This window comes from Massilia cellulosiltytica, from assembly GCF_047325105.1.
Taxonomy (GTDB): domain Bacteria; phylum Pseudomonadota; class Gammaproteobacteria; order Burkholderiales; family Burkholderiaceae_D; genus Telluria; species Telluria orientalis.
In genome coordinates this window covers 1,612,596-1,626,230 of record NZ_CP168562.1, presented here as the reverse complement: position 1 = coordinate 1,626,230, position 13,635 = coordinate 1,612,596, and the positions used below count along the sequence as shown (strand labels likewise).

Here is a 13,635-nt window from a genome sequence, read left to right as displayed (position 1 = left end):
CGACGTTTTTGCTTCATCGCCCGGATGGAATTTCCAACCCGGCACTATTCAGGCGGCGTGTATGATGGCAAGAAAATCTTCCGCCTTCAAGGCCGCGCCGCCGATCAGCCCGCCATCGATATCCGGCTGGGACAGCAGTTCCTTCGCATTCTCCGGCTTCATGCTGCCGCCGTACAGGATCGGCACGACTTCCGCCGCTTCCGCGTTGCGCGCCTTCAGTTGCGCGCGCAATTGCGCATGCACTTCCTGCGCCATCGCCGGCGTCGCGTTCCTGCCGGAGCCGATGGCCCACACGGGCTCATAGGCCACGACGATTCTTCCCACCGATGCCGCGTCGAGCGCTTCCAGCACCGCGTCGAGCTGGGCGCCGACCACCTGCGCCGTCTCGCCCGCCTCGCGCTGCTCCAGCGTTTCGCCGACGCACACGATCGGGGTCATCCCTTCGGCCAGCACCGCCTGCGCCTTCTTCGCCACCAGCGCGCTGTCTTCGCGGTGGTAGGCGCGGCGCTCGGAATGGCCGACGATCACGTAGCGGCAACCGAACTCGGTCAGCATCTTCGCGCACACTTCGCCGGTGTACGCGCCGGACGCGTGCATCGACACGTCCTGCGCACCCCAGGCGACCGGCGTACCGGTCAGCACGTCTTCGCACTGCTGCAGGAATGGTGTCGGCACGCAGACAGCGCACACTGCACGCGCATTGTCGAGGCCGGCGACGATCCCCTTCAGCAAAGCTTCATTGGCCGCGCGGCTGCCATTCATCTTCCAGTTGCCTATGATGAGCTTGGCACGCATTACAACCTCACGGTCAAATAACCCGTTATTGTAACGGGCGTTGAAAAACCGGTCAAACCGGGCCGGGCATGGTTGTTCAGTCGCTGATTCATTGTATTTTTCATTGTCTTATCAGTGTTCTACGACACGCAGCATGATCTTGCCGACGTGCGCACTGCTTTCCATCAGCGTGTGCGCGGCCGCGGCTTCTTCGAGCGGGAACGTCTTGTAGATGACGGGCTTGATCTGGCCGGCCGCCAGCAGCGGCCACACGCGCTCGCGCAGTTCGCGCGCGATCCGCGCCTTGAACGCGACCGGGCGCGGACGCAAGGTGGAACCCGTGATCGTCAGGCGGCGGCGCAGCACCTGGCCCAGGTCGACGTTCGCCTTCGCCCCGCCCAGCAGGGCGATGATGACGATGCGGCCGTCGTCCGCCAGGCATGACACCTCGCGCGCCACGTAGTCGCCGCCCACCATGTCGAGCACGACGTCGACGCCCTTCCCGCCCGTCAGTTCCTTGACGATGGGCGCGAAGTCCTCGGTCTTGTAGTTGATCGCCCGCTCGGCGCCCAGGTCTTCGCACGCGCGGCATTTGTCGGCGCTGCCGGCCGTCGCGAACACGCGGTGGCCCAGCGCCTTCGCCAACTGGATCGCCGTGGTACCGATACCGGAGCTGCCGCCCTGGACGAGCAGGGTCTCCCCTTCGCCCAGCGCGCCGCGCTGGAACACGTTGCTCCACACGGTGAAGAACGTCTCCGGCAGCGCGGCCGCCTCGAGTGCGCTCAAGCCTTGCGGCACCGGCAGGCATTGCGCAAGCGGCGCCGCGCAGTACTCGGCATAGCCGCCGCCCTGCACGAGGGCGCAGACGAGGTCGCCCCTTTTGAATCCGCTGTCGCCGAGGTCGCCGTCGACGATCTCGCCGGCCACTTCGAGGCCGGGCAGGTCGGATGCGCCGGGCGGCACGGGATACTGGCCGAGCCGCTGGAACACGTCGGGCCGGTTGACGCCGGCCGCGTGGACGCGGATGAGGATTTCGCCCGGCTTCAGCTCGGGCATCGGGCGCTCGCAAGGCTGAAGCACCTCGGGCCCACCGGGTTGGACGATTTCTATTGCACGCATGGCATACCCTAGTTAAATGATGAGCAATGGTACCCCATCGGACCGGATCACCCAAGCATGCCGCGCCAGAAAATGGCTGCTATCGCTAACAATGAGCAAGAAACTGCTCATTTAATGGAAGAATGTAGTAAATTTACTGCTCGGCTCACAGATCGTGTAGTAGCCGGACGGACGCATGAAACGACACCGCCAGCCTCGAAGGGCTGGCGGTGTCGTGAACATTGTGTGTGCGATATAGAACGGCCAGGCAGCATGCGAACTCGCCGGCGGCGCCGGCGCACGCGGCCTGCCTGCGGCGTTCAGCGCATCACATTACTTCTTGTCGTTCTTGTGGCTCTGCGAGCCGGCCTTGGCGTGCTGCTCGGGCGTGCCGCCGCGGGTGCTGTTGCCGCTTTGCTGGCTGCCGCCGCCCTGGCTCTGCTGGCTGCCGCCGTCGTTCTTGTGGCTCATCGAGCCGGCACGGCGTGCCTCTTCCGACGTGAACTCGTGGGCGTTGCCCGAGGCGTGCGCAGCCTTGCCGCCTTCCGAGGCGATTTCGCGCTGCTTCTGCGGGTCCATCGATGCGAAACCGCGGTTGCTGGTATCGCCGCTCTGGTTGTTGCCCTTGTTGCCGCCCTGATTATTGCCTTGGTTTGCCATGATTGCCTCCAATGGATGCGTTGTCGTACAGCTCGTGAAAACTGCTTGAGGGGTTCTCATCGTAGTCCCGCAAAGGCGGGCGGGACACCAAGGTTTGGCCATGCGCGCGTAGGACGACGCCCCATACCAGCGTCGGCATCGTCCTTACATTTGAAGGTAACAAAACTGTTCAGGAACCGCCGCTGCCCGTATGCGATTGCGTCGGCAGCGGCGTGCCCGGTTTCCAGTTGCGCGACATCGATTGCGCTTCGTCGATCTGTTCCTGGCTCATCTGCTTGACGAGCGAAGCGCGCTGCTCGATGGCGTTGCGGTGGCCGTTGGCGGCCGCCAGGTTGCACAGCATGTACGCGATGACGAGGTCTTGCGGCATGCCCGCCACGTGGTAGCGGTACATCAGGGCGAGCGCGTGCTGGGCATCCGGATGGCCCTGCTCGGCGGCCTTGCGGAACCACTGCACGGCCAGTTTCTGGTCCTGGGGCACGGCATTGCCCGTGTAGTACATGGCGCCGATCACGTATTGCGCGTCGGCCTTGCCCTGCACGGCCGCCTTGTAGTGCCAGGCGAACGCCTGCTTGTAATCGCGCGGCACGCCGCGGCCCATGTAGTACATCAGGCCCAGCAAATGCTCCGCGTCCGCGTTGCCGGCCTTGGCAAGCGGCGTGATTTCCTTCAGGGCCAACGCATAATTGCGGGCATTGTAGGCATTGGCGCCCTCCGCGAGGCCCGCCATCGCACTACCGTGCAGGCCCAGCGCGAACAGGATCGCAACGGTCAGTTTTCTCATCGTCTCGTTCGGATTCGTGAGGCCTCGCCTCTTTGTTCTTTTGTTTCGAGATAAATCTTCTTTTACTTCCAGCTCACTTTCCCCAGCCCGTCGACCGCGACCTTGCGGTTCTGGGGCTTGCCGTACACCGTGACGGAACCCATGCCGGACAAATTCAGGTTCGCGTTCTGGCGCGCCGTCACGCGCGCGTTGCCGAGGCCGGACAGGTCGATGTCGACGGAGTCCGCGTTACACTGCTGCGCGTCCAGGTTGCCCAGGCCGCCCAGGTCGGCCTTCAGCCATTTCGCGCGTCCCGCCAGCGAGATGTATCCGGCACCCTGCAGGTTCAGTTCGACGCCCTCCCCGTTCAGGCCCTGCATCTCCATGCTGCCGATGCCGCCCAGGCTCGCCCGCACGAGGCGGTAGCTGCCCGCGATCTTCATCGAGCCGGCGCCGTCCAGGGTCAGTTCCAGCTCGTCGCCGGAAAAGCCGGAAATGTCCGTCGAGCCCAGGCTTTCCGAGGTCACCGACCGCAGCGCCGGCAGCACGAGTTCCGCGTGGAGCGACCCGGTGCGCACGTGGCCGCGGATGTCCGTATCGATGTTCAGCGTATCGCCGTTCTGCGACGTCATCGTGCGTTCCAGGTAGCGCGATTCGCCCTTGAGCGTCAGGGCCGGCGTGGCGCCCTGGCGGATCTTCAGGTCGACGGCGCCGTCGACCTTGACCCGCACGACGCGGGCATCGACGGGGCGCGTCTCGGTCGCGAGGTCCGGGGCGGCATGCGCGAGCCCGAGGACGAACAACTGCGCGACACACAGGGCGGCACCGACGGGGGCGAGCGAGAAAATCTTGTTCATCCGATTCTCCGAATTCCTGTTTTTGTTTTGTATGGGTTGGTGTGATGGAAAACAGGATAAACGGACGGCCCCGCCCGGCCCAGCGGATTGCGACGAACTGCAAAAATGACCACCTGAACGACATGGGGGCGGGCTGGCATGCATAGGCGAGCCGGTCATTATCGCGCGCCGGGCTGCCTTCAAATGTCACCGTTTGTCACCGTTTGTCGCCGATGTATGTATCAACATTTCATGCCGGCCCTGCATTTGTTGCGTTAAGATAAATTCGATGCCCTGACCCATAACTTCATAAAAGGTGATCAATGCGCCTGCGCTACCTGCCCGCCCTGCTGGCCGGGTTGTCACTCTCGCTGACCTCGCTCGCGGCGACCAGCGACCAGTGGACCCTGCCGGTCAACGTCAAGAAGCTCGACAACGGCCTGACGGTCGTCGTCTCCGAAGACCATGGTTCGCCGACCGTCGGCGTATCCGTCGTGTACCACGTCGGCATGCGCCTCGAGCCGCGCAACCGCACGGGCTTCGCCCACCTGTTCGAGCACCTGATGTTCCAGGGCACGCCGAACGCGCCGAAGGGCGTGTTCGACCGCGCCATCACGGGCGGCGGCGGCAACAACAACGGCTCCACGCGTCCCGACTTCACGAACTACATCGAGACGGCGCCCGTGTCGTCGCTCGAGCCGATCCTGTGGCTCGAGGCCGACCGCATGAAGACGCTCGACTTCAACCCGGCCACGCTGAAGAACCAGCAGGACGTGGTCAAGGAAGAGATCCGCGTGAACGTCAAGAACAAGCCGTACGGCGGCTTCTTCTGGCTCGACATCAGCCAGCTCGCGTTCCAGAAATGGGAGAACAACCACGACGGCTACGGCAGCTTCGAGGACCTCGAAGGCGCGAGCCTCGACGACGTGCGCGCCTTCCACCGCGACTACTACGGTCCGAACAACGCCGTGCTGGCGATCGCCGGCGACGTCACGCCCGCGCAGGCCTTCGCGCTCGCGCAGAAGTACTTCGGCGGCATCGCGGCCCGCCCCGTGCCGCAAGGCTCCGACTTCACGGAAGGCCTGAACACACAGGAAAAACGCATCGAGCAAAGCGACGCGCTGGCGCAGGTGCCGGCCGTCGCCGTCGGCTGGAAAGTGCCGCCGCAGGGCAGCGCGGACCAGGCGCCGATGGCCGTGCTGTCCGAACTGCTGGCGGGCGGCGACGCGTCGCTGTTCTACCTGAATCTCGTCAAGGGCCGCGAGATAGCGCTGAACGTCCAGGGCGGCTTCGGCCTCACCGGTCCGTTCGAATACGGCGGTCCTACGCTGTTCACCGTGTTCGGGCTGTACAAGCCGGACAGCAGCGCGGACGCGATGCTGGCCGCGATGGACGAGCAGATCGCGAAGGTCGTCAAGGACGGCGTCGACGCCGCCACCTTGAAGCGCGTGAAGACCCGCATGCTCGCGGACTGGAACAACGACCTGGAAAACATCCTGTCGCGCGCCGATACGCTCGCCAAGCTGCAGACGCTGTGGGGCGACGCCAACGTCGTCAACAAGGTGCCGGGCTGGATCGAGGGCGTGACGTCCGCCGACCTCCAGCGCGTGGCCGCCACCTACCTGACGAAGGCGAACCGCACCGTCATCGACCGTAAACCGGCAGCAAAGAAATGAGGAGCGCATCGATGAACAAACTGATGCTGACGATGATCGTGGGCGCTTTGTTCGCCCACCCGGCGCAAGCCGCGGACGTGCCGAAGGACGCGATGCCGGCCGCGATGCCGGCCTATGCGAAAGACAAACCCCTGCCCGTCCCGCACATCGGCAAGAAGACCCTGGCCAACGGCCTGCAGGTGTGGATCGTGCCGCGCACGGGCATCCCGCGCGTGGACATGGTGCTGGCCGTGCGCGACGCGGGCCTCGTCGCGGACGATGCGAAACACCCGGGCTTCGCCAACCTGCTGGCCGGCCTGCTCAACGAAGGCACGGCGAAACGCGATTCGCGCGCGATCGCGGAGGCGGCGCAGGGCATGGGCGGCTCCGTGGCCGCCGGCGCCGGCGCAGACGGCATCGCGGTCCAGGCCAGCGCGCTCGCGTCGCAGGCCGGGCCGATGATGCAGTTGCTGGCCGAAGTCGTGCGCACGCCCGCCTTCCCGGCCAACGAAGTGGCGCTGGCCAAGGCGAACGCACTGCAAAGCCTGCGCGTGTCCGAGACGACGCCGCGCTTCCGCGCCGAGCGCGCGATCAGCCGTGCGATCTACGGCGATCACCCGTACGGGCACATGACGCCGACGGCGGAATCGATCGAGTCGACGACGGAAGACCTGCTGCGCACCGAGCACGCGAAACGCTTCCGTCCGGAGCGCGCGCTGCTCGTGATCACGGGGCGCATCAAGGAAGCGGATGCCTTGAAACTCGCGCAGAAGGCGTTCGGCGACTGGAAGGCGAGCGGTCCGGCCACGGCCGACGTGCCGAAGGCCCCGGCCACGGCAAAACCCGTGCGCCTGCTGCTGGAACGGGGCGGCAGCGTGCAGTCGACGCTGCGCCTGGGCAGCCCCGGCATCGCGGCGACGGCGTCCGACCAGATCCCGCTGCGCCTGGCCAGCACGATCCTGGGCGGCAGCTTTTCGAGCCGGGTGAACATCAACCTGCGCGAGGAGAAGGGTTACACCTACGGCGCCTCGGCCGGCGCGCGCCTGCTGCGCGAAGGCGGCGGCATCGTCGGCGGCGCGGACGTGCGCAACGAAGTCACGGGCGCCGCGCTGACCGAGTACTTCAACGAGTACAAGCGCATCGGCGCGGACCTCGTCCCGGCGGACGAGATGAAGATGCACAAGCGCTACGTGGCGGGCGGCTACCTGCTGAGCAACCAGATGCAGCGCGCCGTCGCGAACACGCTGTCCAGCAACTGGCTCGTGGGCCTGCCGGCCGAGTTCCTGGGCCAGTACGTGCCGCTGATCGAAAAGGTCACGCCGGAACAGGTGCGCGACGTGGCGAAGAAGTACTTCGCGCCGGAGAACCAGTCCATCGTCGTGGTGGGCGATTCGAAGGCCGTCGGCGAGCAGCTGAAGGCGTTCGGCGACTTTACGGTGACCGACAAGTAACCGCACCAGCCCCCGGGCGCAAGTCCGGGGGTTTTACTTCTTCGCCGACTGCTTCGACCCGCCGCCCGACGACTGCTTCGTCTCGCCGTGCTCCGCGCGCTGCTTGTTCACGATGCGCGACGCGACCTCTTCCTCGCGGCCGGGATAGCGGTGTTCCTTCTTGAATTCCGTCTCGAGCTTCTTGTACTCGCGCTCGCGTTTCGGGCTGGCTCCCTTGGGCATGATGGCCTCCATCGGTGGCAATGATGGCGCCAGATTAGGCCGATGCAGCGCGAATGTACGTGCGCTGACGCACGTTCCATCAACCCTGCAATGCCTTTTCCAGATCCTCCAGCTCGGCCGGCTTGACGAGGTGCGCATCGAACCCGGCGTCGTGCGCCTTGCGCCGGTCTTCCGGCGAACCGTAGCCGGTATGCGCGACGAGGCGGGTCGAGGCCAGCTGCGGATGCCGCTTGAGCATGCGCGCTAGTTCGTAGCCGTCCACGCCCGGCAGGCCGATGTCGAGCACGATCACGTCCGGCCGCAACTCCAGCGCCATCTGCACGAGGTTGCCGGCATCCGCGGTCGTGTGCGCCTCGTAGCCCATCTCGGCCAGCAGGAACGCCATCATCTCCATCGCATCGACGTTGTCGTCGACGAGCAGGATCCTGCGGCCGCCCGACGCCGGCGCCGGTGCGCCGGACGGCGCCTCGGCCGCCTGCGCGCCCTGCTCCGCCGTGCGCAGCACCGGCAGCTCGACGGTGAACGTGGAGCCGAGGCCGATGCCGGGGCTCGTGGCGGACAACCGGCCGCCGTGCATCTCGAGCAGGCGCGAGACGAGCGACAGGCCGATGCCGAGGCCTTCCGGTGCGCGGTCCGGCGGGACGGCGGCCTGCGCGAACATGCCGAAGATGCGCGACAGGTTGTCCTCGGCGATGCCGATGCCGTTGTCCTGCACGGCGATGCGCACGACGGCGTCCTGCAGCGTCACCTCGACCCTGATCCTGCCGCCCTTCGGCGTGAACTTGGCCGCATTGTGCAGCAGGTTGCCCATCGATTGCGCGAGGCGCACCGGGTCGCCCCTCAGCCAGATCTGGCGGTCCGGCTGGACGACGTCCAGCTTGTGCTCGCGCGCCGCGATCAGCGGGCCGGCCGTTTCGACCGCCTGGGCGATCACGCCTTTCAGCTCGACCTCTTCCTGGCGCAGGACGATCTTGCCCTCCGAGATGCGCGCCACGTCGAGCAGGTCGTCGACGAGGTGGGCGAGATGGTCGACCTGGCGCGTGATGACGTCGCGCGCGCGCGCCTGGTGCTCGCTGGCGCCATTGCCGGACGCACCCAGCAGCGCCGCCGCATTGCGGATCGGCGACAGCGGATTGCGCAGCTCGTGCGCGAGCGTCGCGAGGAACTCGTTCTTGTTGGCGTCGGCCGCGCGCAGCAGGGCTTCCATCTCCTTGCGGCGCGTGATGTCGCTCGTCACGCGCGCCACGCGGTACACCTCGTCGCGCCGGTCGCGCACAGGGAACAGGCGGTCGCGCACCCAGCGCGGCGAGCCGTCCGGCATCATCACGCGGAATTCGGCTTCGTAGTGCGGCGCGGTCTGCAGCGCATCCCACAGCGACGCAACGTAGGCGCGGTCGTCCGGATGCACGGCCGAGAGCCAGCTGCCTGGCTCGCGTTCCAGCGTGTCGATGGGGCGGCCCCAGATCGTCGCATAGGCCGGGCTGACGTATTCGAGCGCGCGCGCCGGCACGGAGAACATCCAGAACACGTCCTCGATGTTGTCGGTGAGCTGGCGGAAGCGTTCCTCGCTGTCGCGCAGCGCGCTCTGGGTCTGGCGCATGCGCAGCAGCGCGTTGACGTTGGCGACCAGTTCGTCGGCCTCGATCGGCGCCGCGAGATAGTTGTCGGCGCCGCCTTCCAGGCCGCGGATCTTGTCGGCGCGGCCCGTCAGCGCGGCCGACGTCTGCAGCACGAGGACCATCGCGCTGTCCGGGTCGGCCTTGATGCGGCGGCACACCTCGATGCCGTTGATGTCCGGGAGCTTCACGTCGAGCAGCACGAGCGCCACGCCGCCGCGCTTGACGACATTCAGCGCATCGGTCCCGTTGCTGGCCTCGACGACGTCGAAGCCGGCGCTCTGCAGGATGCGCGTCTTGGCGTAGCGGGCGCCGTCGTTGTCGTCGACGTTGAGGATCAAAGTCGGGGTAGTCATGTTGCGTTCCTCAGGTTCCAGCGTTGCGCTGCACAGTTTGGGCCGGGAAGAAGCGCGGCAGCACGAGGCTGAAGGTGGAGCCGACGCCGGGCTGGCTGGCCACGTCCACGCGACCGCCGAGTAGATCCGCCAGCTTGCGGCACAGGGGCAGGCCGAGGCCGGTGCCCTTGCTGCGCCGCTGCAGCGGGTGTTCGATCTGGCTGAACTCTTCGAAGATCAACTGCAGGTTGTCCGGGCTGATGCCGATCCCGGTATCGGCGACCGCGAACGTGATCGTGTCGGCCTCGGGGTCGTGGAAGGCCGACACGCGCACCGCGCCCTGCTCGGTGAATTTCAGGGCGTTCGAAATGAAGTTGCGCAGGATCTGCGAGATCTTGCCCTCGTCCGAATCGAATGCGTCGACATAGTCGCACGGTTCGAAGATCAGATCGACCCGCGCATCGTCGACGAGCGGACGGAGCATGCCCTTGAGCGCGCGGAACAGGTTGTCCACGACGATGGGCGCCACCACCACCTCGACGCGGCCCGCCTCGATCTTGGCCAGGTCGAGCAGGTCGTTGACGAGTTCCGACAGGTCGGCCGCGGCGGCCTCGATGAAGCGCACCTGGCGTTCCTGTTCCTGCGTCAGGTCGCCGTCCATGCGGTCCAGCAGCAGCTTGGCCAGCGCGCGGATCGACGACAGCGGCGTGCGCAGCTCGTGGCTCGTGTTCGACAGGAAGCGCGACTTCATCTCGTCGGCGCGGCGCAAACGCTCGGCCTTGTCCTCGATCTCGGCGTACAGCGCGACGATGCCGCGGTTAGTGTCTTCCAGTTCGCGCGTCAGCGACAGCAGGTCTTCCTGGCGCTCGCGCAGTTCCGCCAGCGTGGCGACCAGTTCGCGGTTCTGCAGCTCCAGTTCGTTGTACGTGTTCGCGACGGGGCTGTCCTTCGCCAACTGCCCCGCGACCTCGGCCAGGCGCGCATGGTCGATCCACAGCTGCGGCGGCAGCGCCTTGCGCATCGTGATCACGCCGGCGCCCTGCTCGTCCTCGGCGACCTCGCACTCGTCCATCAGGCGGTGCGCGGTGACGACGGCATCGTCCGGCAAGCTGCCGTGCGCGCCCTTGCCGCCGCTGATCGTCACCTCGAGCGACTGGCGCCGGCCCGCCTCGCGAATCAGGAACGCGGCGCGGCCGCCGAAGCCGGCGTGGCAGGCGCCGCGCGCCACTTCCGAGACGGCGGTGGCGATGCGTACCTGGTCCTGCTGCGAAAACCCGAGCAGGTGCGAGACCTGGCGCGCGCGCTGGCGCACGAGCACGACGTCCTGCTCGTCGTCGAGGCCCACGGCGAGGATGCGCTGGACGTTCATGACGTTCTCCGGCGCGCGACCAGCACCATCGCATCGTCGCGGCGGCGGATGAAGTCGCGCATCAGCACGGCCGCCACGAGCGCGGGCGCGTGCACATGCAGGCCCGGGTACGCGCCGATGTCCCACTGGGTCTGGATGCCGTCCGAGGCCAGCACGCACAGCGCGCCGGGCGGGAACGGCGCGGTGAATTCCTGTACCTTGCGCATGTTGTGGCCCACGATGCCGTTGTGCGAGACGAGCGCGCGGCGCGCCGTGCCGTCGAACACGACGGCGGCCACGTTGCCGATGCCGGCGAAACGGACGTCGCCGCCGCTGTAGTCGATCCTTGCCACGGACATCGCGGCACCGCGCGTGATGCGCAGCAGTTCGTGCGCCGTCTGCAGCACCTCGGCAGGCCGGGCGGCCGGACGCTTTTGCAGCGCCTGGATGGCACCGGCGGCGGCCTTCGCCGCGTCCGGCCCGTGACCGAGTCCGTCCACGCCGACCAGGGTCGCGCCATCGAGATCGCAGGTGACGGCCCAGCCGTCGCCGCTCTCGTCCTCGCCCGCCAGCGGCGTGCACAGCGCACCCACTTCGATGCCGCAGGGCTCGGGCGGCACGGCGCCCTGCCAGACACGCATGAAGAAGGCGCTGCCGCCGCCGTGCCGGGTCCACGCGTCGAATTCATCGGCCTGGCGGCGCAGCGCACCGAGGCCCGTGCCCGCCGTGCCGGCCGTCGAGACGCCGTCGCGCAGCGCGAAGTCGAGGTCGGCGATGCCGGGCCCGTTGTCGACGGCGACGACGTCCACGCCCGGCATCGCGACGCCGGACTGCGTGCGCATGATCGTGACGGTGCCCTCGCCCGCGTGCTTGAGGATGTTGGTGGCCGCTTCCGTGATGATGATCGCGAGGCGGCCGGCCTTGACGTCGTCGAAGCCGAGCGCGTCCGCCAGCTTCTGCCCGGCGCGGCGCGCGGCCGAGACGTCGCTGGCGTGGGTGATGACGAAGTTGAGCTGCGGGGACAGCGAACTGATCAGCGTTTCCATTTGACGACCGACACCGCAGTGCCCTCCCCCGCGCGGGAATCGATGTCGAATTCGTCGACGAGGCGTTTCGAACCGCCGAGGCCAAGCCCGAGACCGCCGCCCGTCGTGTAGCCGTCGCGCAGCGCCATCTCGAGGTCGGGGATGCCGGGACCGTTATCGACGAAGATCAGGCCGACGCCCTTGCGGAAGCCGTCCGTCAGCGCATCGAGGTAGACCATGCCGCCGCCGCCGTACTTGAGCGTATTGCGCGCCAGCTCGCTGGCCGCCGTCACGAGCTTGGTCTGGTCGACGAGCGACAGCGCGATCGCGACGGCCCGTTCGCGCACGTGCTTGCGCAGCGCGACGACGTCCTCGTCCGAGCGCAGCGGCAGCGCCGTGCGTTCGGTGCGGTCCTGGCGGTGCCGCTCGAGCAGTTCGGACTCGAAGACCACCGCGTTGTTGAGAGCAGCGCTCATCAAAAATCAGTCTTTCCCAACAGGGCCATGCCCTTCTCGACGTTGAGTGCCGTCTTCACGCCGTGCAGCGTGAGACCCAGTTCGACCAGCGTGATCGCGACGGCCGGCTGCATGCCGACCACCACGGTCTGCGCATCGAGCACGCGCGCCATCGCGGCCGTGTTGCTGATCATGCGGCCGATGAACGAATCCACCAGGTCGAGCGCCGAGATGTCGATCAGGACGCCCTTGGCGCGGTCGCGCACGATGCGTTCGGTGAGGTCGTCCTGCAGGGTCATCGCCAGGCGGTCGTGCATGTCGACCTGGATCGTCACCAGCAGGAGGTCGCCCATGCGGAGGATCGGGATGCGTTCCATGCGCGATCCTTATGCGTGGGCGGTGCGTTTGATGACGGACGTGCCGGTGCGCTCGAGCGCGACGAGGAACGCGTCCGCCAGCGTGGCCTTCGTCACGACGTCTTCCAGGTTCACGCCCAGGTGCACGATGGTCTGCGCGATCTGCGGACGGATGCCGCTGATGATGCAGTCGGCGCCCATCAGGCGTGCGGCCGCGATCGTTTTCATGAGGTGCTGCGCGACGAGCGTGTCGACGGTCGGCACGCCGGTGATGTCGATGATGGCGATCGCGGCGCCCGTGTCGACGATCTTCTGCAGGATGTTCTCCATCACCACCTGGGTGCGTGCCGAATCCAGCGTGCCGATCAGCGGCAGCGCGAGGATGCCATCCCACAGTTTGACGACGGGCGTCGACAGTTCCAGCAATTCCTGCTGCTGGCGCACGATGATCTGGTCGCGCGCGCGCTGGAACACTTCGATGGTGTACAGGCCCATCTTGTCGAGCAGCGAGCTGATGGTCCACGAGGCCGATGCGAGCGCGGCCGGGTCGCCCGCGAAGCCTTCGTTCAGGCGCGTGAACAGCGGCTGCTTCAGCGAGAACACGAAGGTCGCCGTCTCGCTCGGGGTCGAACCGTTCCTGGCGCGGGTCGACGAGATCTCGCTCAGGATGTCGCGCACCTCGTCCCACGAACGGTGGTCGATGTTCTGCAGTTCGCCGCCGCGCGTGGCCTGGGCGAACGCGGCCAGGAATTGCTGGCAGTGCTTGCGCAGCTGGTCTTTCGAGACGACGCTCGACCGCACCGTCAGCGCTTCCAGCTGCTCGATCCACTCCGAGCCGATGTCGGCCTGATGATCCTGGATGAGCTGGCTGATGCGGTTCGCGTAGTCCTGGGTCGTCATCTGTATTCCTTTTTTGGAGTGAAAGGTTGTGCCGTTTGGACCCGTTTGCGGCCCCGGCAATTCTGTCAAATGACCAACTATACCATCCATTTCCTGCACAACACGACACGATAGGCGGGGAAACCTCGATATATTCTGCAG

The 13,635-nt window shown here is 66.8% G+C and carries 14 protein-coding genes; 2 read left to right on the top strand and 12 right to left on the bottom strand.

Annotated features, from left to right (window positions below; translation table 11 throughout):
* Positions 1-48: 48 nt before the first annotated feature.
* The 5 genes from tpiA to ACEN9H_RS07215 form a co-directional block, all read right to left on the bottom strand.
* The gene (gene tpiA, locus ACEN9H_RS07235; RefSeq protein WP_413674238.1) at positions 49-795 is read right to left on the bottom strand and encodes a triose-phosphate isomerase; all 747 of its coding nucleotides are present in this window, start codon (positions 793-795) and stop codon (positions 49-51) included.
* 111 nt (positions 796-906) lie between these two features.
* Entirely contained in the window at positions 907-1,893 is a 987-nt protein-coding gene (locus ACEN9H_RS07230) for an NAD(P)H-quinone oxidoreductase (RefSeq protein WP_413674237.1), read from the bottom strand.
* A 312-nt stretch (positions 1,894-2,205) separates the two neighbouring features.
* Positions 2,206-2,532, bottom strand: a complete 327-nt coding sequence (locus ACEN9H_RS07225; protein WP_036230653.1) for a KGG domain-containing protein — start codon at positions 2,530-2,532, stop codon at positions 2,206-2,208.
* Between the two features lie 169 nt (positions 2,533-2,701).
* A complete protein-coding gene (locus tag ACEN9H_RS07220; protein ID WP_056137032.1) occupies positions 2,702-3,316 on the bottom strand; it encodes a tetratricopeptide repeat protein in 615 nt (204 codons plus the stop codon).
* A gap of 62 nt (positions 3,317-3,378) precedes the next feature.
* Complete coding sequence (locus tag ACEN9H_RS07215) at positions 3,379-4,152, bottom strand: GIN domain-containing protein (RefSeq protein ID WP_371768084.1); 774 nt, start codon at positions 4,150-4,152, stop codon at positions 3,379-3,381.
* A 302-nt stretch (positions 4,153-4,454) separates the two neighbouring features.
* Here ACEN9H_RS07215 and ACEN9H_RS07210 point away from each other — a divergent pair, with 302 nt between their 5' ends.
* Both ACEN9H_RS07210 and ACEN9H_RS07205 read left to right on the top strand, forming a co-directional pair.
* Positions 4,455-5,807, top strand: a complete 1,353-nt coding sequence (locus ACEN9H_RS07210) for a M16 family metallopeptidase (protein ID WP_413674236.1) — start codon at positions 4,455-4,457, stop codon at positions 5,805-5,807.
* Positions 5,808-5,818: 11 nt separating this feature from the next.
* Positions 5,819-7,237, top strand: coding sequence for a M16 family metallopeptidase (locus ACEN9H_RS07205; protein WP_413674235.1), 1,419 nt, complete (start codon positions 5,819-5,821; stop codon positions 7,235-7,237).
* 33 nt (positions 7,238-7,270) lie between these two features.
* Here ACEN9H_RS07205 and ACEN9H_RS07200 read toward each other — a convergent pair whose 3' ends face one another.
* The 7 genes from ACEN9H_RS07200 to ACEN9H_RS07170 form a co-directional block, all read right to left on the bottom strand.
* Complete coding sequence (locus tag ACEN9H_RS07200) at positions 7,271-7,459, bottom strand: hypothetical protein (RefSeq protein ID WP_056137417.1); 189 nt, start codon at positions 7,457-7,459, stop codon at positions 7,271-7,273.
* A 79-nt stretch (positions 7,460-7,538) separates the two neighbouring features.
* The gene (locus ACEN9H_RS07195) at positions 7,539-9,431 is read right to left on the bottom strand and encodes a response regulator (protein WP_413674234.1); all 1,893 of its coding nucleotides are present in this window, start codon (positions 9,429-9,431) and stop codon (positions 7,539-7,541) included.
* A 10-nt stretch (positions 9,432-9,441) separates the two neighbouring features.
* Positions 9,442-10,779 (bottom strand): sensor histidine kinase, encoded by a 1,338-nt coding sequence (locus ACEN9H_RS07190; protein WP_413674233.1) that lies wholly within the window; start codon positions 10,777-10,779, stop codon positions 9,442-9,444.
* The gene (locus tag ACEN9H_RS07185; protein WP_413674232.1) at positions 10,776-11,804 is read right to left on the bottom strand and encodes a SpoIIE family protein phosphatase; all 1,029 of its coding nucleotides are present in this window, start codon (positions 11,802-11,804) and stop codon (positions 10,776-10,778) included. Before ACEN9H_RS07185 ends, ACEN9H_RS07190 begins: the two co-directional genes overlap by 4 nt.
* The gene (locus ACEN9H_RS07180) at positions 11,792-12,259 is read right to left on the bottom strand and encodes an anti-sigma regulatory factor (protein ID WP_082577662.1); all 468 of its coding nucleotides are present in this window, start codon (positions 12,257-12,259) and stop codon (positions 11,792-11,794) included. The genes ACEN9H_RS07185 and ACEN9H_RS07180 overlap by 13 nt, the downstream gene beginning before the upstream one ends.
* The gene (locus tag ACEN9H_RS07175; RefSeq protein WP_056137019.1) at positions 12,259-12,615 is read right to left on the bottom strand and encodes an STAS domain-containing protein; all 357 of its coding nucleotides are present in this window, start codon (positions 12,613-12,615) and stop codon (positions 12,259-12,261) included. The genes ACEN9H_RS07180 and ACEN9H_RS07175 overlap by 1 nt, the downstream gene beginning before the upstream one ends.
* 9 nt (positions 12,616-12,624) lie before the next feature.
* Positions 12,625-13,494, bottom strand: a complete 870-nt coding sequence (locus tag ACEN9H_RS07170; RefSeq protein ID WP_056137018.1) for an STAS domain-containing protein — start codon at positions 13,492-13,494, stop codon at positions 12,625-12,627.
* Positions 13,495-13,635: the final 141 nt, after the last annotated feature.

Excerpts from the sequence above, each read along its gene's own strand:
- tpiA (WP_413674238.1), bottom strand. The coding sequence starts at position 795 with ATGCGTGCCAAGCTCATCATAGGCAACTGGAAGATGAATGGCAGCCGC.
- ACEN9H_RS07230 (WP_413674237.1), bottom strand. The coding sequence starts at position 1,893 with ATGCGTGCAATAGAAATCGTCCAACCCGGTGGGCCCGAGGTGCTTCAG.
- ACEN9H_RS07225 (WP_036230653.1), bottom strand. The coding sequence starts at position 2,532 with ATGGCAAACCAAGGCAATAATCAGGGCGGCAACAAGGGCAACAACCAG.
- ACEN9H_RS07220 (WP_056137032.1), bottom strand. The coding sequence starts at position 3,316 with ATGAGAAAACTGACCGTTGCGATCCTGTTCGCGCTGGGCCTGCACGGT.
- ACEN9H_RS07215 (WP_371768084.1), bottom strand. The coding sequence starts at position 4,152 with ATGAACAAGATTTTCTCGCTCGCCCCCGTCGGTGCCGCCCTGTGTGTC.
- ACEN9H_RS07210 (WP_413674236.1), top strand. The coding sequence starts at position 4,455 with ATGCGCCTGCGCTACCTGCCCGCCCTGCTGGCCGGGTTGTCACTCTCG.
- ACEN9H_RS07205 (WP_413674235.1), top strand. The coding sequence starts at position 5,819 with ATGAACAAACTGATGCTGACGATGATCGTGGGCGCTTTGTTCGCCCAC.
- ACEN9H_RS07200 (WP_056137417.1), bottom strand. The coding sequence starts at position 7,459 with ATGCCCAAGGGAGCCAGCCCGAAACGCGAGCGCGAGTACAAGAAGCTC.
- ACEN9H_RS07195 (WP_413674234.1), bottom strand. The coding sequence starts at position 9,431 with ATGACTACCCCGACTTTGATCCTCAACGTCGACGACAACGACGGCGCC.
- ACEN9H_RS07190 (WP_413674233.1), bottom strand. The coding sequence starts at position 10,779 with ATGAACGTCCAGCGCATCCTCGCCGTGGGCCTCGACGACGAGCAGGAC.
- ACEN9H_RS07185 (WP_413674232.1), bottom strand. The coding sequence starts at position 11,804 with ATGGAAACGCTGATCAGTTCGCTGTCCCCGCAGCTCAACTTCGTCATC.
- ACEN9H_RS07180 (WP_082577662.1), bottom strand. The coding sequence starts at position 12,259 with ATGAGCGCTGCTCTCAACAACGCGGTGGTCTTCGAGTCCGAACTGCTC.
- ACEN9H_RS07175 (WP_056137019.1), bottom strand. The coding sequence starts at position 12,615 with ATGGAACGCATCCCGATCCTCCGCATGGGCGACCTCCTGCTGGTGACG.
- ACEN9H_RS07170 (WP_056137018.1), bottom strand. The coding sequence starts at position 13,494 with ATGACGACCCAGGACTACGCGAACCGCATCAGCCAGCTCATCCAGGAT.